The sequence below is a fragment of the Muriicola sp. SD30 genome, from assembly GCF_041205185.1.
GTDB lineage: Bacteria > Bacteroidota > Bacteroidia > Flavobacteriales > Flavobacteriaceae > Muriicola.
Genome location: NZ_JBGEWB010000003.1, coordinates 411,198 through 432,926 on the forward strand (window position 1 = coordinate 411,198; position 21,729 = coordinate 432,926).

The window sequence follows — 21,729 nt, forward strand, 5'->3', positions numbered from 1 at the left end:
TTAAAATCTAACTAACAGACCGCCACCCCAGCCATAACGATTATTGTAATTTCCTTGTATGGAAAAGTTTCTGGAAACGATGTATGCCAGCCCTACCAGCCATTGGGTTTCACTTTCAAAAGATTTATTGTTTTCCAAATCATTGACCCAACCAAAATCCGCTCTGTACTCATATTCTCCTTCCAAAAAAATTCTTGGAAAAATCAATAGTTCTCTATCCAAACGTATTCTTGGGCGCAGTTGATGGTCCATACTCACATCTACATTAAATCTGTAAGGCGTAAAGTATTTAATCCCAACCAATCCAACGGTATTAAATGTATCGTAAGAATCTGGTGTAGAAGTTTCGGTATTTACCCCTGCATACAGGCGTACCCAATCATTAAGGTATCGATTGTAGTTCACTTCTATCTCGGCATTTTGGTTATAATCAAACTCGCCACGTAGTCCAAATTCATTTCGGATGTTGCTAGACATCAAAAAAAGCTCATTAAAGTTTGAACCTACACGCGCAGCTCCCCAAGAATAATAGTGGTCTGTCTCGTCAATTAGTTTTTGAACTGGATAATCCTTCATTCTTTCATCCCTTGGTGTATCATAACTAAATACGCGTGCCATACCGCCCATCATATGATATAATACGTGACAATGAAAGAACCAGTCACCATATTCTTCGTTATAAAATTCGATGACCACTTTTTGCATCGGTGGTACATTAACAGTATGTTTTAAGGGCGAGCGTTCCCCGTTTTCGTTGATTACCCTAAAGTAATGTCCGTGTAAATGCATTGGATGGTGCATCATAGTAAGGTTGTTCAAGGTAATTCTTGTGACCTCTCCACTTTTGATTTTTATTTTATCAGTTTCTGATAAGGGCACGCCGTTCATACTCCAAACATAGCGTTGCATATTTCCTGTCAGATTAAGCAAAATGTCATTAACAGGTAAATCTGCTTCATATGTGGTTTTTTCTCTTGCCTTTAAAAAATCATAGTTGAAATAGGTTTTACGGGTACTGTAATCGAAAACGGAACTGTCTTTTTGCATTTTGGACATATCGTGATTCATGTGGTCATTCATTTTGTCCATTGTTTTATTATGGTTCATTGGCATAGAATCCTTTTTCATTACCATCGTATTGTCCATATTCATATTGCCGTCGTTCATGGGCATTTTCTCATCCATCTTCATGTTCATATCCATTTGCTTTTTCATTGCACCATCTTTCATGGACATCTTATCGGGCATATCCATGTTCATCTGTTCATCTTTCATATCCATCTTCATTCCATATTTCTGCATCAAAAACTCTGGTGTTTTTTTCTTTTGATTTCCTACCATTGCGGGCGCGCCCATCTTCATATCCATTTTTGCCATTTGCTTCATCATTGCCACTTTGTCCGGTCTGTCAATCGGTTTTGCAGGATAAAGTATACCTTGCCCTAAACGCACGGTAGTATGTCCGGAACCATCTTGGGCTGTAGCAGTAATTTCTAATGTGCCTTCGGGGATGGTAACGATAACATCGTAGGTCTCCGCAATGCCGAAAAGAAATCGGCTTTTGGATATAGGTTCCACATCTATACCATCACTTGAGACAACCATTGGGCTGCCTCCTCCAAAATCCATCCAATAATAGGTAGATGCTGCGGCGTTAATAAAGCGAAGCCTTACTTTTTCACCGGGTTGAAAATTTGGGTACTCTGCTAGTTTTTTACCGTTGGACAAAAAAGCAGGATAATAGACGTCTGCAATATCGGCACCTTCCATTCTATCGCGCCAAAACTTAAATTGAGCTCCCAATGCACCTTCTTTTATGACTCTACTTAATGGCACTGCAGTACCTTTTTTAACTTGGTACCATTCGTTACCCCTTTTAAGGTTACGCAAAACGTTCATAGGTTTTTCATTGGTCCAGTCAGATAACACTACAACCAAATCTTTGTCATAATCCAATGTCTTTTCTTTTGGATGAATGACTATGGAACCATAAACTCCCTTTTGCTCCTGCAACATTGTATGGGAATGATACCAATACGTACCCGATTGGTTAATAGGAATTCTATACTGAAATGTCTTACCAGGTTCAATTGGTGGTGTAGTTAAATAGGGTACACCGTCATAGAAATTTGGAAGTATTAATCCGTGCCAATGCACTGAAGTTTCTTTGTCCATTTTATTGGTTACATTGATTATAGCAAGGTCTCCTTCATTAAATTCTAACGTAGGGCCAGGAATACTACCATTTATAGTCATTCCATTGGCCGTTACGCCTCCAAGGGTCATCTCCTTTTGTTCTAGGGTAAGGTTATACTCTTTTACGGGACGCCCTTCTTCATTTCTGTCTTCTCCGTTTGTTCCGACTTGGGCAAATGTGATTGAGGTAAATAGTAGTATGATAATATTTAATATTCTCATTGTTATTGTGTATATTTTGTATTAATCGTTCGGTCTCAAATTACGCTTTACCAAGTTTGTTCGTTGACCACATCGGTTTATACTTGTGCTTATACCGTTTAGAATGGATAGTGGCCTTCAATTAAGAAATTGTACAATCAATTTTGGAACAAATCAATTTTAGGTATTCAATCGTCATTCAACTCTTTTTTTCCATCTTCTTCCATTCTATAAGGCACACAGATTGCTTTTAATCTTTCTCAGTAAAATGTCAGCCACTGTCGGGATCGCCCTGATTCGCAGATCTTCCAATTCCTGTATCGGTGGGCCTATCCCCATCATAAGCCTTTCCCCTTCGATAGTGGTTTAACCAACTCTTTCGTCTTCCCACTATCAATGATAGTGCGAATACCAAAATACCTATGCCCAATGCCCACAAGTACATATCCATCACTTCAATATTTATTTTCTTCTAAAGTCATTTTGAAATCAACTTTATTATCATTTTTTTGCAAGTTTAACTAAGCAAGTAATCGAGATAACATTTATCCATTTGTTATATAGAGTTGCCTTAATGCGTCATTCGATTGCGCTTCTTGAACTTTAAAAAACTCTCCTCTGACTCAAAGTAGGCCACTTTGCCGTCGACTGCCATTACTACGATGAACGCTTCGGTCTTATCGACCTTTTGATTGCTAAATGGGTCGATGCCCGTTCTTGCTTGTTCATTTTCGTTCAAGGTCTTAACACACATTTGGCAACAGCCATAATAGGTCTTCCCGTTGACGGGAACCGGCATCTGCAACTTGCCCATATAGGCATCGTTTACCATACAAACCAGTTCATTGGGCACTTGGGAGCCTACCTGATAATTTTTGGTAATCTCCATCTTAGGTTGCACCTCTTCCACCTTGATCTCGGCCCTTGCCGGCATTGGGGCCTCAGTAATCTTTGTTTTCTTAGCCTCAGTTTTACAGCCCATTAGGGCAAAGCCCGCAAATACAATAACAATTACATGTTTTATCATGACTTTTGGTTTATGTTAAAAACTTATTGATCTATGGTCGATTCCGTTGTGCCACAGGTCAACATCTTACTCCCCATGTAGGGGTTTTTTATCTTTTCGTTCAAACTAAGCCAATAGGCGCCTTTGTTATTGTCGGCCATTGGGCAGAAATTCTCATAAACCTTTTGGTTGACCCCGAACAGCCTGACACCTTTTGATAAATGTGCCGATAAGTGTTTAAAATGTCCTCTTTGTTTTTCAATATCCGATGTTTCGCTAATTGATTCCGAAGAACTTTTTACTTCATTAGAGATTGTCATCCAATGATTGTGAGCTTCATCATCGGTCAATAATTTCATATCGACTTTCTTCAGGGAAGTCAAGAGTCCGTTGGCCTGCTTTTTCGCCATATCCTCATCATCCTCTGCAAGGGCATTCTTAAGGCTTATATAGGTATCGAACACCTTTGCCAATTGCTCCTTAAATGTTCCGGAGACCTTTAGGCGCTTTTCCATAGCCGTATGGTCCGTTTCGGCCTCCATTTTGGAATGGTCCAAAGTGTTATCATCTGTCATGGCTCCCTTCTTGTCAACTCCATCACCCATATCCATTCCCCCATGGTTATGTCCGGTCATTACGACTCCACCCTCGGGATTCATCATACTTTTTTGGCCAACCAACTGGGCAGAAGCATCAATTCTAAAGACCCCGTTGGTGGCAACTACTTCACCTGCTTCCAATCCGGATTCAACGATATAATAATCGCCCATGTCCGCCCCCAGTTCAATTTCCCTGAATAAGAACGATATGGTTCTTTCATGGGGTACCTTAACATATACAACGGCGCGTTTACCGGTCCAGAGTACCGCCGATTTTGGTATAATTATAGCGTCTTTAACATCCGACATCTCTGCCGCTATAAGACCATTGGCATACATTTCGGGCAATAATTTATTATTAGGGTTTTTTACTTCTACCCTTACTTTGGCTACTCGGGTGCTGGAAGAAACAAAGGGGTCGACATAGGTGACTTTTCCAGTAAAGGTTTTTCCGGGGAGTGCCTGTATCGTGAAAGTTACCTTGTCATTGATGTCGATCCAAGGAATATCAGATTCATAGGCTTCGAACATAACCCAGACCGTACTCAAGTTGGCAATCTCGAACAGCGTCTGTCCTTCCATGATGTAATTTCCCAGTTCGACGTTTCTTTGCATGACGTAACCTGAATGGTCGGACAAAATATCTATCTGCTCCTGAACCTTTCCGGATTTTTCAATGGCCTCGATTTGGGCATCCGACAGCTTCCAAAGCTTCAGTTTGTTTCTTGAAGCCTTATAAAGTTGGGGATACACATCCTTGGATTTTATGGTCTCAAAGAGTTCTTTTTGTGCGGAGATCAGTTCTGGGGAATAAATGCGTACTATCTTTTGACCCGCATATACTTTTTCCCCTGTAAAGTTCAAGTATAAACGCTCTATCCTGCCAGGAATATGTGATACTTGGGAAAATAAAAGTCGCTCGTCCGGTTTTACCCGGCCCAATAAATGAATCTCTTTTGCAGCATCGGACTCTTTAACGACCGTGGTCTGTATGTTCGCCAATTGTATGGCTTCTTCCGTCATCACAATTTCATTGGACGCAATACTTTCAGAAGAACTGTTGGATCCTTCTTCTAATGGAATCAGTTCCATACCGCAAATGGGGCAATTACCGGGTTTTTCCATTTTAATCTGTGGATGCATGGAGCAGGTCCATACTTGAGTCTCCGGATCCTGGACATATTCATGTTCGCCATCTTTATGGGAACCCTCGGAACCTCCTCCCGAAAAAATATTCCCTATAAGTATACCAACAATCAGAATGCCGGCAGCGATTATATAATTTTTGTATTTCTGAATGTATTTCATGTCCTGTTTTTTTAGCGTTTAATTTCCTAGTAAGTAATTTATGAATGCCACTGCGGCATTTTTATCCGTCAATGCCTTTTGATAGGCCAGTTCATATTGCAACAATTGCCTTTCTATTCGTAGGACCTCTTCAAAATCCTCGGAATCCGTGGAATAGGAAGTAATGAGTATGTCCAATACCTTTTTGGCGATTTTCGATTGCCTATTGTTCAAGGCTATTCTTCGGTCTCCGTCGTTGAAGTCCTTGGAGGTGTTCTCGTAAATGGTATTGAGACTGTTTTTTTTGTCTTCCTTTCTTAAGGTCTCACCTTCCTGTAAATATTGAGCTTCATTGACCATGGCCTTGTACTTTTTACGGTACAGGGGTATGGAAATGCCGACTGACGGGAACAAAAAGGCATCTTGCCCATTGTCCGTGGCCGTTGACAAGGGGTTTTCACCAACAATGGTGTAGCTCAATCCTACATTGAATTTGGGCAAACCCTCTTTTTTTGCCACTACCTCTTGATTTACAAAGGCGTTCATCCGGTGTTCAATAGCCTTCAATTGGTGATTGGACGCATAAATCTCATCAATGATATCCAATTGGCCCTCAGGCAGCTCTTCTTGCCACAAGGTGGCCGGTACGGCTATCGCTGCGTGTTCATCCGTATTCAACAAATTATTGAATTTTACCTGTAAAGCGTACTTCGTATCTTGGAACAGGGCCAATTGGTTCTCAAGGTCGTTCAATTCCAGTTCTACCCTGAGCTCATCCACAACAGAAGCGTTTCCCGCCTCTATTTTCACCAAGGATAAATTCTTGAAGATCCTGAGGATTTCCATGTTCTCCTGAGTGATCTCAATGGCCTTTTCGATAAAATAATAATTATAGTAGGCTGTCCTGACCTCAAAGAAGAGATTGGATTTTGTGTTCTCAAAATCCTCATATTTGGCGTTGGCCAATTCCGTGGTCACATCCTCCCTGGCGCCCAATAGGCCAAACCATGGAAAACTTTGTGCCAGGTTGAAACGCCATTCCTGGGGACCGACCCTTGTTTCTACCGGTTGTATGAAATAGCCAAATGCTATACTTGGATCGGGCAAGGCTCCCACTTGGGGCACTTTCTCCATCGCGGCCATATAGTCATTGAACTTTGCCTTTAGTCCGGGGTTGTTCTCGGCCGCAAATTTTAGATACCCATCAAGGTCAGCCTGACCAAAAAGGTGGGATCCCATCATTAATACGAATACCAAGAAAACAATAGTATCCCTTTTTGAAAATATCTTCGTTACGCTAAGCATCGATTTCTTTTAATTGTTTTTTTAATTTTTTCTCTTTCCACATACTGTACAATACCGGTACAACGAACATGGTCATTACCTGCAATAACATGCCGCCGAAGGTCGGAATGGCCATAGGGATAACCACGTCGGAACCTTTACCGGTAGCCGTAAGTACAGGGATCAGGGCAATAATTGCCGTGGCCGCCGTCATCATTGCCGGACGGACTCTTTTGGAACCAGCGTGCAGAACGGAAGTCCTTATTTCCTGTATGGTTTTGGGCTTCTCCTTTTCAAAGGTCTGCATCAGATAGGTACCCATAATGACACCATCATCGGTAGCGATGCCAAATAGTGCTATAAAACCGACCCAAACGGCAACGCTCAGATTTATGGTGTGAAGCTGGAACAGGTTCCGCATATCCACCCCGGCAATACCGAAGTTCAAGAACCAATCCTGACCGTATAGCCAAATCATGATAAAACCACCTGCAAAAGCCACAAATATCCCCGTAAACACCATTAAGGCCGGGGTTATGGATTTAAACTGGAAATACAATATCAATAAGATAACAATCAATGAAATAGGCACTACGATCATTAACCGTTTTGAGGCCCTTATCTGATTTTCATAGTTACCCGTAAAACGATAAGTTACCCCGGCAGGCAATTGGAACTCTCCACTTTCCATTTTTGCTTCGATCAGGGCCTGGGCATCCTCGACCACATTGGTTTCCGCATACCCGTCTTTCATATCGAATATAACATAGCCCGTTAAAAAGGTGTCCTCACTTTTAATAACCTGAGGTCCTCGTACGTATTCTATATCCGCTAATTCTCCCAGTTCAACCTGAACACCTGCAGGTGTGGGGATCAGAATTTTCTTTAAGTCGTCCGGATTGTCCCTAAACTCACGAGCATAGCGAACCCTAACGGGGAACCGCTCCCTACCCTCTACGGTAGTGGACAATTGTCTACCTCCGATGGCCACGGACAGTTGCATTTGCATGTCTTTGATTGTCAATCCATATCGCGACATCGCCCGTCTGTTCAACTTCATTTCCAAATAAGGTTTGCCAACGACCCTATCGGCAAAAACCGTTGGTGGATTTACACTGGGGACTTCCTTTAAGATATTCTCCAGTTCAAAACCTACTTTTTCGATAACCTCCAAAGTAGGTCCAAATACCTTAATGCCCATCGGTGCCCGCATGCCTGTTGACAGCATGATCAATCTCGTTTGGATGGGCTGGAGTTTAGGTGCCGACGTAAGCCCGGGAAATTTGGAATGCTCCACAATTTCGTTCCAGATGTCGTCTGGCTTCTTGATCTTTTCCCGCCATTGCCTGAAATTTTCTCCATCCTCATCTTCAATGAGTTGTTCAACACCAATTCTTCTGAATTCATCTTCCCCGTATTTATAGGTGGAACCATCTTTCAGGACAAAGGCTTCATCATCGTTTACCTTAAAGCGCATACGATGGCCATCCTCGTCCAAAATGTATTCAGGTAGATAGTTGATGGTGTTTTCGTACATGGAGGTGGGTGCAGGGTCCAATGCAGAATTTACACGACCCCATTTGCCCACGGCAGATGCGATTTCCGGTATGGAGTTCAAATGTTTGTCAACTGTTGCAATGACCTCCATATTTTCGGTAATACTGGAGTGTGGCATGGTGGTCGGCATTAATAGGAAAGAACCCTCGTCAAGTGCCGGCATAAACTCTTTGCCCAGTCCAGGGAATGTTTCGTCCAATTTATTCCAAACAACATTATTTTTGGCAAATTCAGGCATAAAACCAAGGATTTGCCCAAACCCTAACCAAATGTTCATCCCCAGGAAAACGACCAAAATGGGGATAAACAAAAACTTCCATTTATTGTTCAAACACCAGATCAATATTCCTTTATAGAAATGCACTATTGCCATTAGTGCCCCCAGTACCAATCCTATTACGAAGACCACAAATATGAAGTTGACAAATGTTGAGTTTGCGACACCCAAAGGCATCCATTCGATGGTCAATAGGTACACCAAAACAATGATGGCTATGGCAATATTTATGTAATTGGCCAGTTTTTCGGAATAGGGTAATCTGACTTTCCCTTTAAACCCGTTCCAGTTCGGGACTTGGGTAAGCAAATTATTTATACCGACCGCAATAAGGGCTATTGAAAGGAAACTGCTGTATGCAATAAGGGAAACAAGCCCAAAACCGATTAAGATGGCATTGAATATTCTGCTTGTTCTCTTTGTATCTAGTCTAATCGAAAACAGAACTTTTGCCATAGCGGGTATGAACATGATTCCAATGAACAATGCTGACACCAAGGCGAAGGTTTTAGTCCATGCCAAGGGACTGAACAATTTTCCCTCCGCGGCCTGCATCGCAAAGACCGGCAAAAAACTCACGACCGTAGTTGCGAGCGCCGTAATTACCGCCGTTGCTACCTCCACGGTGGCCACATAGATAATTTGAACCAACCTCTTGCCCTTGGCTCCGTGGTTTTCAGGCATTTCTAAATGCCTGACTATATTCTCGGTAAAGACTATTCCGACATCGATCATTACACCAATCGCAATGGCTATACCAGAAAGAGCCACAATATTGGCGTCCACATTAAAATATTTCATCAGGATAAACGTCATCAATACGCCCACGGGCAATATACTGGAAATCAATACTGATGCCCTGAGATTAAGTACCAGTACGATCACCACCAGAATACTAATCAATATTTCATGGGAAAGGGCCAATTCCAAAGTTCCCAGAGTTTCTTGGATCAGCCCCGATCGATCATAAAAGGGAACTATGGTTATTTTTGAAACCGTACCATCCGCCAGGGTTTTTGATGGCAGACCGGGAGCTACCTCTTCGATTTTATCCTTAAGGTTGTGGATTACCTCCTGGGGGTTTGCCCCATATCTGGCAACAACGACCCCACCTACTGCCTCGACACCGCTTTTGTCAAGACCTCCCCTTCGTCCTGCTGGTCCAAATTGTATTTTGGCAACATCTTTTAGACGTATGGGAACATTGTCCCGAACAGAGACAACACTTTCCTCAAGATCGGACAGGTTTTTGATATACCCCAAACCCCGAACCAGATACTCGGCCCTGTTAAACTCCAAAGTTCTGGCACCGATATCAAGGTTACTGTTTTTTACAGCGTTCATGATCATCCCCACATCGACATTGTTGGCCTTCATGGCATCGGGATCGATTTCAACCTGATACTCCTTTAAGAAGCCGCCGATGGAGGCCACCTCCGAGACACCGCTGGCCGCAGTAAGGTAATAGCGAACATAAAAATCCTGGATCGTTCTTAGTTCTTGAGGGTCCCATCCGCCTGTAGGTTTTCCGGTTTTGGGGTCTCTACCCTCCAAAGTGTACCAGTATACTTGACCAAGGGCCGTGGCGTCTGGTCCCAAGGCAGGTGTTACTTCATTGGGTACGGTACCCGGAGGAAGCGAGTTCAGTTTTTCCAATATCCGGGTCCGACTCCAGTAAAAGTCCACATCATCGTTGAAAATGATATATATACTTGAAAGGCCAAAAATGGAATTGCTCCGGATGGTCTTTACCCCCGGAATACCGAGCAAGGCCGTTGTAAGCGGATAGGTAACCTGGTCTTCTATGTCCTGTGGTGATTGCCCCATCCATTCCGTAAACACAATTTGCTGGTTCTCGCCTATATCGGGAATGGCATCGACAGGTACTGGGCTCCGGTCCATCCAAGACAGTTCCCAGTTAAACGGGGCAGTTACGATTCCTCCAAATATAAAGGCAAAGAGGAGCATAAATGTTATCAGCTTATTCTCAAGAAAATAACGGATCGTTCTATTTAGCATGATAATGGATTATTAAATAATTGAAACTTGTATTGAAAAATTCAACAAAAAATGGATTTAGCCCAAAACGATTGATCGCAGGGCTATGAATTCAACTATTTAAAAATCAAATAAGGAAAGTCTGGTCTAGGATCAAAATATCCTTGACCAACAATGGTGGAGGGTAATCACTAAAAGAAACTATATTCTCGGTTAACCCTTCAAAAAGATTGAGGTAGGAAAATACAAAGGAAGCAAAGAACTGTAACTGCTCAAAGTTCAGATTTTCAAAAGATATATTTAACTTGTCCTGTCCATCGACGGCAAGTAATTCATCATCACAGCAATCTTTTTTTGATAAACTGGATGCATCGGAATACATCATATTTTGACCGTCCATGTCACAAGATTCAGCCTCGCCGAAGAAGGAAAAATCTACCAAAACATCACAACAATAATGTTGCTCCACCGCAAAGGAAAAGGTAGAGAACAGCACGACCAGTGCCATTAGAAAAGATGATATTTTGAAAAGAAATTTCTTCACTTCAATGACAAAACTACAAAATTTTTAACATTAGAACGTTGTTTAACAGAAATTTAGAATATTTCCAGAATGAATATTTGACTGTACCAAACTAGTCAAATGCCCTAATATTTGTGATGAAACCGACCAGTACTCTTATGGCCACTGGAGGGTCTCCATGATCGAAACTGCTTGATTCATAGACCTTGCCCATGAAAATAATTTTTAATTTTGCATGTGCCGCCCGCTCATATTTTAGCATTTCAGAAGAAGCTTTTATATAAGGGCGATCCTTCAGTTTTAAATGGTCGGTCAAATAAACTATTCGCATTCATCTTTTCCCCATCCATTTTTAGGGTATCGGTGGTCCTTACATTACTTTTTCTGATATACCCTATGAAAGTTTGGTCCAGCGTAACCTTTTGATACAGACCTCTGGATATAGTGCGATATTCTATGGTCAATTCGTCAGCATAAACTTGGGATAAACATCGTTGGTTTGACAAAAATTAAAGAACAGCCAGTATAGCATCCTTTTTTTTAACTTAAAGCCAAATTCTTTCTTGATTTCTTCAAAGGTATTGAACTTTACCGAAGGCCGTCATTTAAGTTGAACGGAAAGAGATATTCATTGTTGATTGGTTAGCCCATAGTTTTAAAATCACTTTTCAAATCGTGTAAAGAGCCGAGGTTCAAGACTACGTTTTCATAATCTTCGTATTCGTGGGCTGATAAAAAACATATGATATTATTATCTAATCTTTCGCACTAGAATAAATAAAAACTGCATCTTTTCCATAAGTTGTTTCCGCAACATTTTAAGAGCCTTGGTAAGATGGCCTTCTACAGTTTTAAGGGAAACTCCCAAGTATTCTGCAATTTCAATATTTGTCAATCCTTCCTTTTTACTCAACAAAAATACTTTAGAGCATTTATTAGGGAGGTTTTGAATCTCCTTATTAATCATTTCTATTTTACGTTTTAAAATTTCCTGGTTTTCGGACCGGGCTACAGTATCGAGTGTCTCAACAAAAGTGGTTTCCAATAAATAAGTCTCTTTCCTGTATTTTTTCACGTGGTCCAGGAACTTGTTGCGAACAGATTTGTATAGCCATCCCTTTATCACCACTCCATCGCTTAACTTGTCCCTTTTATTCCATAGGTTAAAAAATGTTTCTTGGGTAAGGTCCTTTGCCAAAGTGTCATCACGGCCTAAACTTTTGGCATACCAATATACTTCTTTGTAGTACAGATCAATGACCGTCCTAAATGCCGCTTTGTCCCCATTTCGGATTGCATTAACATCAACATTTACGTTTCGATCATTTGAATTCATAAACTATTTTAACAAAAATTTATCAAAATTTTAGGTAAATGTAAATAAAAGCGAGGGTATTGTAAAGTTCGGTCGTTTAGTTAGTATGCATTTGGCATTATCTTAATAATTCATAATGAAAAAAAGGAATATCAAAAACATCATTCATAAATTCCTGAGTAATACGGCCACTTTTGAAGAAATTGAATTTTTAACGAAATGGGTCAATAACAACAAGGCCAGCTTTCAAGAAGAGATTAAACTGCACCATTTGGTTACAGGGCTTTTTGAGGAAAAAAAAGCGGAACGCCTGAAAAGGGATTTGTTGAACAATTTTGAACAGTTCGTGACTAGGGAAAGAAGAAGTCGAAGGTTCAATGTACTAAAATATGCCGCTGTCTTCATAGGTGTTACTACGGTCGGTACTTTTTTTTATTGGGGGGTGTTTGTGGACAAAGATTTACCCCAAAAGCAAATAACTATTACTTTGAGTGATGGGTCCACCAAGGAAATTTTGGAAACCAAAACTTCGGAAGTGATCTCCAGCTCCGGTGCGTATGTGGCCGAGCAGGAAGGAAGCAAAATCATTTACAAAAAAAAATCGGCGAAAACCTATAAAAATTTAGGGCCGTTGGTCTACAATACTATGGAAGTTCCTTATGGTAAGAAATTCAAGATAGTATTGTCTGATGGTACCGAGGTATACTTGAACTCAGGATCGTCCTTGAAATATCCTGTGGTTTTCTACAATGAAGGACCTCGGAACGTGGTCTTAAGGGGGGAGGCCTACTTTACCGTCAAGTCAGACTCCCTAAGACCTTTCTCGGTGGACGCAGGTTTGTTGGGCACCAAGGTTTTGGGCACCGAATTCAATATTTCGAATTACGCTGACGATGAATATGCAAAGGTTGTTTTGGTAGAAGGCAGTGTAGCTGTAAATCAAGGGGGAAATCCTGATAATCAGGCTATAGTTTTGAAGCCGCATCAAATGGCTTCATATTCCCTCTCCAGCACAAATCTGGCCGTGTCTGATGTTGATGTTAGCAGCCACATCGCATGGAAGGATGGGATATTGTTATTTAAAAACGAGGACTTTTATCGAATTACCAAAAAGCTTGAAAGACATTATGATATAGAAATTAATATTAAAGATATAGAAGTGGGCCAAGAAAGATATACGGGAAGATTTAAGACCGAAACCATAGACGAGGTGCTACAAGCGTTCCAACGTATAAAAGAATTTGAGTACTCAAGTTCCAATAACGAAATAGAAATAAACCCTAAAAAGTAGACAAATGAAATAAACAAAAGAATCAGGGATTGCGGTAACAATCCCTGGATTCCAAATGAATTTAAAAACTTAATATCCAATTTCTAAACTCTCTCAAAAGTATGAAAAACACACTATGTAGAAGCTATTTTACGATAAAAATAGACCTGAAAATGAAGATAACCGCATTGTTTTTACTCGTTGCCCTATTTCAACTTAGTGCCAAGAATGCGTATTCCCAAAAAGGGAAAATTTCAATGAATATGGAAAACGCAACCATAGAATCCATCTTCCATGAAATAGAAAAAAAGACGGACTTCAATATCCTTTATAAAAATTCGGCCCTTGACATCTACAAAAGGGTTTCTGTCAGTGTTGATAAGGTAAAAATAGAAACTCTTTTGGACCTCATTCTAGAAGAAACCGATGTATCCTATGAGATAAGACGAAAACTGATCATTTTGTTGGAAAGGGATAAAAAATCCAAATCAACGCATAAAGCCCAAGTATTTTCTAATCCCACTATCTTGCAGCAGTCCATTACAATAACAGGAACCGTTACCGATCAGCAAAATGTGCCCTTGGGCGGTGTAAGTATATTGGTTAAGGGGTCCACAAAAGGAGTTTCTACCAATTTTGACGGGCAATTTAAAATTGAGGTTTCAGAAGGGGACATTCTTGAATTCTCTTACATTGGTTTCACCAAACATGAGGTACCAGTAGCACAAGAAACGGTCATCAACGTAGTCATGAAGCCTGATTTGATGGATTTGAACGAGGTAATAGTTACCGCTACAGGCGTGCGCCGAAAAGTCGAGATGGGGAATTCAATTGCCAATCTCAATGTTGCCGATGACGTAAAACAACGCCCAATCGCAAATGTATCCGACCTATTGCAAGGTCAGGCCAGCGGTGTCCAAATATCCAGTAGTGGGGGTTCAACGGGCATGGGGTCTCGTATCAGAATCAGGGGCTCCAATAGTGCATCTTTGTCAAATGAACCGGTAATTTACATTGATGGAGTGTTACTAAACAATGAGGCAAATTCAATTTCGTTCGAAACTGGTGGACAGTCACCTTCACGTCTGAATGATATAAATCCTGAAGATATTGAGTCGATTGAAATCATCAAAGGACCCTCAGCAGCCACACTCTATGGTTCCATAGCCGCGAATGGGGTCATCAGAATTACTACTAAAAAAGGGAAACAAGGAGAACCAAGGTGGTCGGCATTTCTAGAAAGTGGTTTGGTCGAAGATGTGACCACCTATCCTAGAAACTACCAAGCACTTGATGCAGAAGGCAATCCTGGTTTTAATTTTGAGGCGGCCGAAGGCACCTTTGTCCATAGCGCCCTAAATTCTTTCCAAGCATTGAACGATCCGCGTACTTCACCCTTTCGCACCGGTCAGTCCTATGGTGGTGGCTTGAGTGTCTCTGGGGGATCTGAATCACTTTCCTATTTTCTTTCAGGAAGCATAACCGACGGTCAAGGAGTACTACCTGTCAACAATATTCAAAGAACAAATTTCAGAGGAAATTTTGGATCAAAGATCACAGAAAGCCTGAGGGTTAATTTAAGTACTGGCTATACAAATAGCGATCTTGAACTACCCTTGAACGATAATTTCGCTTTGGGTCTAATGGGGCAGGGACTGAACGGCACACCATCAATTGACATCAACAATGGATGGGGCGAATTCACGCCAGAAGAACTTTTTACCATTGACACTCGTCAAAGAATAAATCGTTTTACCACAGGTATTGAAGCACTTTGGCAACCCGACGAAAAATTAAATGTCAGGGTAGCAGGCGGACTTGACTTCACTTCGCGCTGGGACAGCCAGTTCTTCCCTACCGGCGAAGCACCAGACTTTCTTAATTATGATGAAGGGGCACGATTCTCAAATAGGTTTAATGACTTTGTCTATACTTTGGACGCAGTAGGCTCATATAAAACCGATCTTACTGAAAACATCAACTCACGTACCTCTCTTGGGTTCCAATATTTGCAAAACCTTTCCCAAGGAACTTTTACAACCGGTTTACAATTGGTTGCTGGTAGTAATTCAATTGCAGGTGCAGCGGTTACCCAAAGCAACGAGCAGACCATCGAGTCACGCACTGTAGGGGTCTTCTTAGAAGAGCAAATCAGTTTCAAGGACAAATTTTTCGTAACGGGGGCCGTAAGAGCAGATCGAGGTAGTTCTTTTGGGGCATCGTTCAATTCGGTGTTTTACCCAAAAGTAAGTGCTTCATGGCTCATATCTGAAGAAGAATTCTTCAATGACTCAGAGAAGTTCGGTATTAGCTCGTTGCGACTCAGGGGTGCTTGGGGTGCATCTGGGGTGCAACCCGGCACCAATGATGCACTAAGGTTTTTTAATCCCATAGCGGCCACATTGGATGGCCAGAGCGTTACAGGCGTTACGATAGGCAGTGTGGGCAATGAAGATTTAAGCCCAGAGCAGTCCAGGGAGCTTGAATTGGGCTTTGATGCCAAATTATTGTCCGATAAAATCGGCTTTGAAATGACCTATTTTAATAAGCGAACCGAAGACGCCCTTATTTTTAGGCAATTACCCTTATCTCTTGGAGTGGGTGAGGGACGTTTTGAAAATTTGGGGTCCGTAAAAAACTCAGGCGTTGAAATAGCGCTAAATACCAGAATCATCGAGACCGACAAGTTTTTCTTTGGACTGGATTTCGTGGGTTCTTTTATCGATAACGAGCTGATTGAACTGGGTGAGGGCATCCAGCCTGTCATATTTGGACAGCAACGTCATGTTGAAGGATACCCCCTTGGTGGCTATTGGGATGAAACGTATACTTTCAATGACGCCAATGGTGATGGTTTCATCGGGCAAGATGAGGTACAGATAGGAGAAACAACATATTTAGGTACGCCGTTCGCAACTACCGATATTTCCTTCACACCTATTTTAAGCTTTTTTGAAAATCAATTCGTCATCAAAGGGCTATTAAACTACCGGGGGGGGCAAGAGCTGTACAACAACACTGGAGCATGGAGAAACGGTAACAGCAATAACCGTGAACTGAACGACCCAAATGCTTCACTGGCCGATCAAGCAAGGGCAGTGGCATCGAAATTTTTGGGAACTAATGCAGGGTATATCGAAGATGCTTCGTTTTGGAGGCTCCGGGAAATCTCATTGACTTATAATACCCCCACCAGTTTTTCGGAAAAACTTGGTTTTGAACGGATCAGCCTGACTCTTTCTGGACAGAATCTAGGTGTTTGGACCGATTATACTGGGCTTGACCCTGAAATAAGTTCTGAAGGGCAGGCCAACTTTACTACTGAAGAGTTTCTTAGCCAACCCCCTATACGAACTTGGAAAGCAAGATTGAACTTTTCATTCTAATAAAAAATCAAAAGAAAATGAAAGAGCTATTAAAAATAAAAGTAACCCTATGCAAATTAGTGTTCAATGTACTTGTTCTAATATTATTTGTATCGTTAGGAATATCATGCGATTCAATAGTTGAGGTTACCGATCCAGACATAGTGACACCAGAGGCGCTTGATAGTGAGGCTGGCTTACAGACCCTCCGAGCTGGTTCTTTGAGTGATCTTGCCGTTGCCATGAGCGGATCAGCTGCCGGGCATGGTGCTACCACTGGCCTGATTGTTATGAGCGGACTTATGGCTGATGAATATGATTATTCAGGCACCTTTCCCACCAGGCGAGAGGCTGATACCCGAAACCTTCAGGACATCAACTTTGATATGAACAGGATATATGGAAATCTTCATTTGGCAAGAGCCGGAGCAGAGACGACTATTGGCCTTCTTGCAGATTTTGGCGGTGACGCTGAAATTGAAAGTGAAATGCAAAGTATCGTTGGATATTCTTATGTGTTGTTCGCTGAGACTTTCTGTGGTGGGATTCCTTTTAGTAAGGCTCCTGCTGATAGCGGTGAGCTTATTTTCGGCGAACCACTGAGCAAAGAAGAAATGTTCTCTGGTGCTGTAGGCTGGTTCGACCAAGCTATTGCCAATGCCAGCGGTAACAATAAATTAGCCAACTTAGCACAGGTGGGTAAGGCACGTGCATTGTTAGGGCTTGGCCAGATTGAAGATGCCGCCAATGCAGTTGCAACAGTGCCTACTGATTTTGTTTACAACATTGAACATTCAGACAACAGTCGAAGACAGGAAAACGGAATTTACATCATGACTACTGTTCGACGTCAATTTTCAATAGCAGATGGCAAAGGTGGTAATGGTTTGATGTACCGATCCGATATGGATCCAAGGGTTCCTTGGGATGGGGGAACAGAATTTGGCCAAGATGATATTACGCTCTATTACAACCAGTTGAAGTTCAATTCATCAAGTGTGCCGGTTGCCCTGGCCTCAGGTATCGAGGCAAGGTTAATCGAAGCGGAAGCAGCTGCCAATGCGGATGATGCTGGATTCGTGCAAGAAATTCATAATCTACTTCGCGCTACAATGGGTCTATCAGATTTAGATCTAACAGGAATGAGCGGCGAAGACCTGTTGTTGGCTCATTTTTCAGAACGTGCCTTTTGGTTGTTCAGTACCTGTCACCGACAAGGTGATCTGAGAAGGCTTATCGATGTTTATGGCATGGCTCCCTCAGATGTTTTTCCTTGGGGGGATTATTTCAAAGGCGGTGAATACAGTTCGAACCTGAAATTCCCCGTGCCACAGTCTGAATCGAACAACCCCAACTATGTTGGATGTTTAGATTAAATTGATTACTAAAAATTAGTGGGAAAAGAGGCTGCAAAAAAAGCCTCTTTTCTTATTAGGTTTGTATAATACCACATTCTCAACCACCGTTTTTTATGAAAGATAAGTTTGTGTTTCCACAATTTGAACGTTTGGGAACCTTCTCTTTTTTATATGCTTTGTTTTTTCTGTCCGGTACGGCTGGTCTAATATTTCAGGTGGTCTGGATGTACCGCTTAGGGCTGGTATTCGGAAACGCCGCCTACGCAACGGCTGTAACACTATCCGTTTTTTTTCTTGGACTGGCCCTTGGCGGAAGGTTTTTTGGCAATGTTGGCACTCGTTTGAAGAGACCGTTTCGTGTATATGGGTTCATGGAGTTGGGCATTGCACTAACTGCCTTGTTGATAATACCATGTCTTGATTTATATGAAATGTACTATGCCGAGGCCGTATCCTTTTTGGGCGGTTCAAGAAGTGTGCTTTTACTGGCAAAATTCTTTTTTGGCGCTTTATTGCTTTTACCTCCGACATTTCTCATGGGAGGTACTTTTCCCATATTGGCACAATATATCGGTAAAAATCGCAGGTATCTCGAAAGACGCGGAACCATTCTATACGCTGTTAATACATTGGGGGCAGCACTTGGAGCATTTTTTACTGGGTTTTACCTGATCAGGGAATACGGGGTAAGTTCAACCTATGGCCTTGCATTGATACTGGCAGCTTCCGTAGGTATTCTTGCCATTATAGTGGATAAATTCCTTGTGTCTTATTCCGTTGCGTCCACAGTGACCGAATTAAAGCCAAAACCCAAAAAACATACCGAACAATCGAACAAGCTAAGCTATACCCAGTTTGCTATGGTGGCTTTTTTTTCAGGAGTATTGGCACTATCGGCCGAAACCTTATGGACCAGGATGTTCGCTCAAGTACTACAAAACTCAGTGTATTCGTTCTCCGCGATTTTGGTGGTCTTTCTTTTGGCGTTGGCATTGGGAGGGTTCGTGGCACATCTACTTGTTAGATCAAAGATCCCCTCAAAAAGTGCCTTGACCATACTCTTGTCCGTATCGGCAATATTAGTAGGAGTTTCCTCGAATGTTTTCAATATGGCGACAAACGGTCTTGGGTATCTGGCAATGGACGCATCTTGGTACGCCTATGTATGGGCCGTTTTTAAACTGGCTTTTTTAGTGGTTTTGCCGCCAACATTTGTTCTGGGTGCGGTGTTTCCATTCATGCTCAAGGTAGCTCCCATGATAGATAAGCCGTCAGGGCAGATAGTGGGCAGGTTGGTACTTTTCAATTCCATAGGTAGCTTCGTCGGCCCCGTGCTATCAGGTTTCCTACTACTCGACACTTTAGGCCTTTGGGGCAGTATAAAAATCGTTGCTGTTTCTTACGGGATCTTGGCCATTATGGCCTCCCTATCGTTTTATGGGCGAAAGAAAATTGGTTGGGCCTTGGCGCCAATTGTTATAATTATGGGGATACTTGTTCTGAAAAATCCACCCATAGTACGCTTGGATGCTGATGGAACCTTATTGGATTCCTGGCAATCGAGCGATGGTGTAGTTTCCATCGTGCAATTACCAAAGAATATTCAGATGCGCTTGGATAACTTTTATGTGCTGGGGGATTCCGGCTCGCTGTTGGTCGAACAAATGCAGGCCCACATTCCGTTACTTATCCATCCGGCACCAAAAAAAGTAGTTTTCTTGGGCATGGGAACCGGTATTACTGCGGGGGCTGCCCTCCAGCATGAGGTAGAAAAGGTTGTGGCGGTAGAATTGGTATCCAACGTAATTCCGGCCGCACAGCGCTATTTTGCCCCTTGGACCAACGGACTTTTCAATGATAAACGCGTAACCATTGTTGCCGATGATGCCCGAAACTATCTTTTGGGCACACACGAGCAATTCGATGTTATTGTTGGTGATCTTTTTACCCCATGGCACGCGGGTACCGGAAGCCTTTACACCCTTGAACATTTTAAAGAGGCGAAAAAGCGGTTATCTCCCGGCGGCATTTTTGCACAGTGGTTGCCAATGTACCAGCTTACTTCTGAAAACTTCGATATCATTGCCGCCACGTTCGCTTCGGTTTTCCCCCAAGTGACCCTATGGAGGGCCGATTTTTCCGGAACACGGGCAAGTATCGTGCTTATTGGCCAAGAGACAGGTAAACCGCTAGACGATCACACCCTTAGGCTAAATAGTGTCCATGTCGTTGGCGGGCAAGGCAGTTCGACCAAAGAAAATCATATGGCAGGCCTGTTCTATTTAGGAAACTTGGATGCCGTACGAAATCGTTTATCTGGAATTCGCCCGAACACCGACGACATAAGATCGGTCGAATTCGAAGCCCCGATTTTATCGCAACAAGCCAATGCCGGGCGTGCAAATTATCTTATAGGAACAGAATTGGATAACTTTCTCAAAGAACTAGCCAGTAATCTCCCACCAGAAGAAGATCCCTATCTTTCGAACCTGCCGCCTGATGAAATCCGGTACGTAAAAGTAGGTTCGTTCTATCATCGTTATATTCAGCTTATAAATGCGGGGAAAGACCAAGAAGCAAAAATAGTACTTGAACGGATACAGCTTCTGGCGCCCCACTTCTTGAAAAAGGAATCAGAATCCATTGACGAAACAGAATAACGAAGTGTCTGAAAACATTAAATATTTTAAAAAAACTTTAGAATAATCAAAGAACATATGAAACTATTAAATCACAAACCATTTCCGTTTTCCATCCCGATAATCCTGCTCATATTGCATTTTAATCCCTTAGTAGCGCAAGAAAGCGTCGTAGACAAAGCCATTGAGGTATCGGGTATGGAAAAAATGAAAAATGCGGAGGCTTCCTTTACCTTCCGTAAACATACCTATAGTTACCGACGCCAAAACGGACAATTTACTTATACAAGAATCGGTAAGAACAAGGACAGCAGTATGGTAAGGGATGTATATACCAATAAAGGGTTTACCCGTTATATTGACGATACCGTGGCATCTATCACGGATGAAAGAAAAAATGCCTATACAAATTCAGTCAATTCCGTAATGTACTTTGCATTTCTTCCCTTGTGGCTAAAAGACCCTGCCGTTGTTCTTGAGAATAAGGGCACCACCTTTATCAAAGGAATAGAATACCATAAGATTCGTGTAACCTTTAAAAAGGAGGGCGGTGGCGTTGATTATGAGGACGTGTTCCTTTACTGGTTCGATGTTGAGGATTATAGTATGGACTACTTGGCCTATAAGTATTTCACCGGTAAAGGAGGGATGCGGTTTCGCGAGGCATATAATCAACGCACCGTTAACGGCGTTACCATACAGGATTATCGGAACTTGCAACCGAAAATAAAAGATGGGGTTCCTTTCGAACAAATTGAAAAAGCCTTTGAAAATGGAAAATTGGAAGAGCTTTCCATTATAGAATTAAAAAATGTGAAAATCTCAACACTGCCCAAAATTTAGATTTGGTATGT

Annotated in this window: 13 protein-coding genes; 5 read left to right on the plus strand and 8 right to left on the minus strand. The window is 42.0% G+C overall.

Translation table 11 applies throughout. From position 1 onward, the window contains the following. From AB8P51_RS10890 to AB8P51_RS10925, 8 genes are all read right to left on the minus strand, one after another. Complete coding sequence (locus AB8P51_RS10890) at positions 1-2,418, minus strand: multicopper oxidase domain-containing protein (RefSeq protein ID WP_369748861.1); 2,418 nt, start codon at positions 2,416-2,418, stop codon at positions 1-3. 250 nt (positions 2,419-2,668) lie between these two features. Beyond that, positions 2,669-2,848, minus strand: a complete 180-nt coding sequence (locus AB8P51_RS10895) for a hypothetical protein (RefSeq protein ID WP_369748862.1) — start codon at positions 2,846-2,848, stop codon at positions 2,669-2,671. 120 nt (positions 2,849-2,968) lie between these two features. Beyond that, complete coding sequence (locus AB8P51_RS10900) at positions 2,969-3,424, minus strand: hypothetical protein (RefSeq protein WP_369748863.1); 456 nt, start codon at positions 3,422-3,424, stop codon at positions 2,969-2,971. A gap of 23 nt (positions 3,425-3,447) precedes the next feature. Next, positions 3,448-5,310, minus strand: coding sequence for an efflux RND transporter periplasmic adaptor subunit (locus AB8P51_RS10905; RefSeq protein ID WP_369748864.1), 1,863 nt, complete (start codon positions 5,308-5,310; stop codon positions 3,448-3,450). 18 nt (positions 5,311-5,328) lie between these two features. After that, on the minus strand, positions 5,329-6,594 hold the full coding sequence (locus AB8P51_RS10910; RefSeq protein WP_369748865.1) for a TolC family protein: 1,266 nt from the start codon (positions 6,592-6,594) through the stop codon (positions 5,329-5,331). Further along, positions 6,587-10,426 carry an efflux RND transporter permease subunit gene (locus AB8P51_RS10915; RefSeq protein ID WP_369748866.1) on the minus strand — a complete coding sequence of 1,280 codons (3,840 nt, stop codon included), beginning with the start codon at positions 10,424-10,426 and terminating at the stop codon, positions 6,587-6,589. Before AB8P51_RS10915 ends, AB8P51_RS10910 begins: the two co-directional genes overlap by 8 nt. Before the next feature lie 106 nt (positions 10,427-10,532). Continuing rightward, on the minus strand, positions 10,533-10,913 hold the full coding sequence (locus tag AB8P51_RS10920; RefSeq protein WP_369748867.1) for a hypothetical protein: 381 nt from the start codon (positions 10,911-10,913) through the stop codon (positions 10,533-10,535). Between the two features lie 766 nt (positions 10,914-11,679). Continuing rightward, positions 11,680-12,264, minus strand: a complete 585-nt coding sequence (locus tag AB8P51_RS10925) for an RNA polymerase sigma factor (protein ID WP_369748868.1) — start codon at positions 12,262-12,264, stop codon at positions 11,680-11,682. Positions 12,265-12,379: 115 nt separating this feature from the next. On the opposite strand from AB8P51_RS10925, the gene AB8P51_RS10930 reads away from it, so the two are divergent. From AB8P51_RS10930 to AB8P51_RS10950, 5 genes are all read left to right on the plus strand, one after another. Beyond that, positions 12,380-13,534, plus strand: a complete 1,155-nt coding sequence (locus AB8P51_RS10930) for a FecR family protein (protein ID WP_369748869.1) — start codon at positions 12,380-12,382, stop codon at positions 13,532-13,534. Between the two features lie 101 nt (positions 13,535-13,635). Further along, complete coding sequence (locus AB8P51_RS10935) at positions 13,636-16,899, plus strand: SusC/RagA family TonB-linked outer membrane protein (RefSeq protein WP_369748870.1); 3,264 nt, start codon at positions 13,636-13,638, stop codon at positions 16,897-16,899. After that, entirely contained in the window at positions 16,869-18,254 is a 1,386-nt protein-coding gene (locus tag AB8P51_RS10940) for a hypothetical protein (RefSeq protein ID WP_369748871.1), read from the plus strand. Before AB8P51_RS10935 ends, AB8P51_RS10940 begins: the two co-directional genes overlap by 31 nt. 95 nt (positions 18,255-18,349) lie before the next feature. Further along, positions 18,350-20,896: a fused MFS/spermidine synthase gene (locus tag AB8P51_RS10945; RefSeq protein WP_369748872.1), complete on the plus strand. Its 2,547-nt coding sequence runs from the start codon at positions 18,350-18,352 to the stop codon at positions 20,894-20,896. A 57-nt stretch (positions 20,897-20,953) separates the two neighbouring features. Then, positions 20,954-21,718, plus strand: a complete 765-nt coding sequence (locus AB8P51_RS10950; RefSeq protein WP_369748873.1) for a DUF6503 family protein — start codon at positions 20,954-20,956, stop codon at positions 21,716-21,718. The last annotated feature ends 11 nt before the right edge of the window (positions 21,719-21,729 follow it).

Excerpts from the sequence above, each read along its gene's own strand:
- AB8P51_RS10945 (WP_369748872.1), top strand. The coding sequence starts at position 18,350 with ATGAAAGATAAGTTTGTGTTTCCACAATTTGAACGTTTGGGAACCTTC.
- AB8P51_RS10915 (WP_369748866.1), bottom strand. The coding sequence starts at position 10,426 with ATGCTAAATAGAACGATCCGTTATTTTCTTGAGAATAAGCTGATAACA.
- AB8P51_RS10900 (WP_369748863.1), bottom strand. The coding sequence starts at position 3,424 with ATGATAAAACATGTAATTGTTATTGTATTTGCGGGCTTTGCCCTAATG.
- AB8P51_RS10910 (WP_369748865.1), bottom strand. The coding sequence starts at position 6,594 with ATGCTTAGCGTAACGAAGATATTTTCAAAAAGGGATACTATTGTTTTC.
- AB8P51_RS10935 (WP_369748870.1), top strand. The coding sequence starts at position 13,636 with ATGAAAAACACACTATGTAGAAGCTATTTTACGATAAAAATAGACCTG.
- AB8P51_RS10950 (WP_369748873.1), top strand. The coding sequence starts at position 20,954 with ATGAAACTATTAAATCACAAACCATTTCCGTTTTCCATCCCGATAATC.
- AB8P51_RS10890 (WP_369748861.1), bottom strand. The coding sequence starts at position 2,418 with ATGAGAATATTAAATATTATCATACTACTATTTACCTCAATCACATTT.
- AB8P51_RS10920 (WP_369748867.1), bottom strand. The coding sequence starts at position 10,913 with ATGGCACTGGTCGTGCTGTTCTCTACCTTTTCCTTTGCGGTGGAGCAA.
- AB8P51_RS10925 (WP_369748868.1), bottom strand. The coding sequence starts at position 12,264 with ATGAATTCAAATGATCGAAACGTAAATGTTGATGTTAATGCAATCCGA.
- AB8P51_RS10905 (WP_369748864.1), bottom strand. The coding sequence starts at position 5,310 with ATGAAATACATTCAGAAATACAAAAATTATATAATCGCTGCCGGCATT.
- AB8P51_RS10930 (WP_369748869.1), top strand. The coding sequence starts at position 12,380 with ATGAAAAAAAGGAATATCAAAAACATCATTCATAAATTCCTGAGTAAT.
- AB8P51_RS10895 (WP_369748862.1), bottom strand. The coding sequence starts at position 2,848 with ATGGATATGTACTTGTGGGCATTGGGCATAGGTATTTTGGTATTCGCA.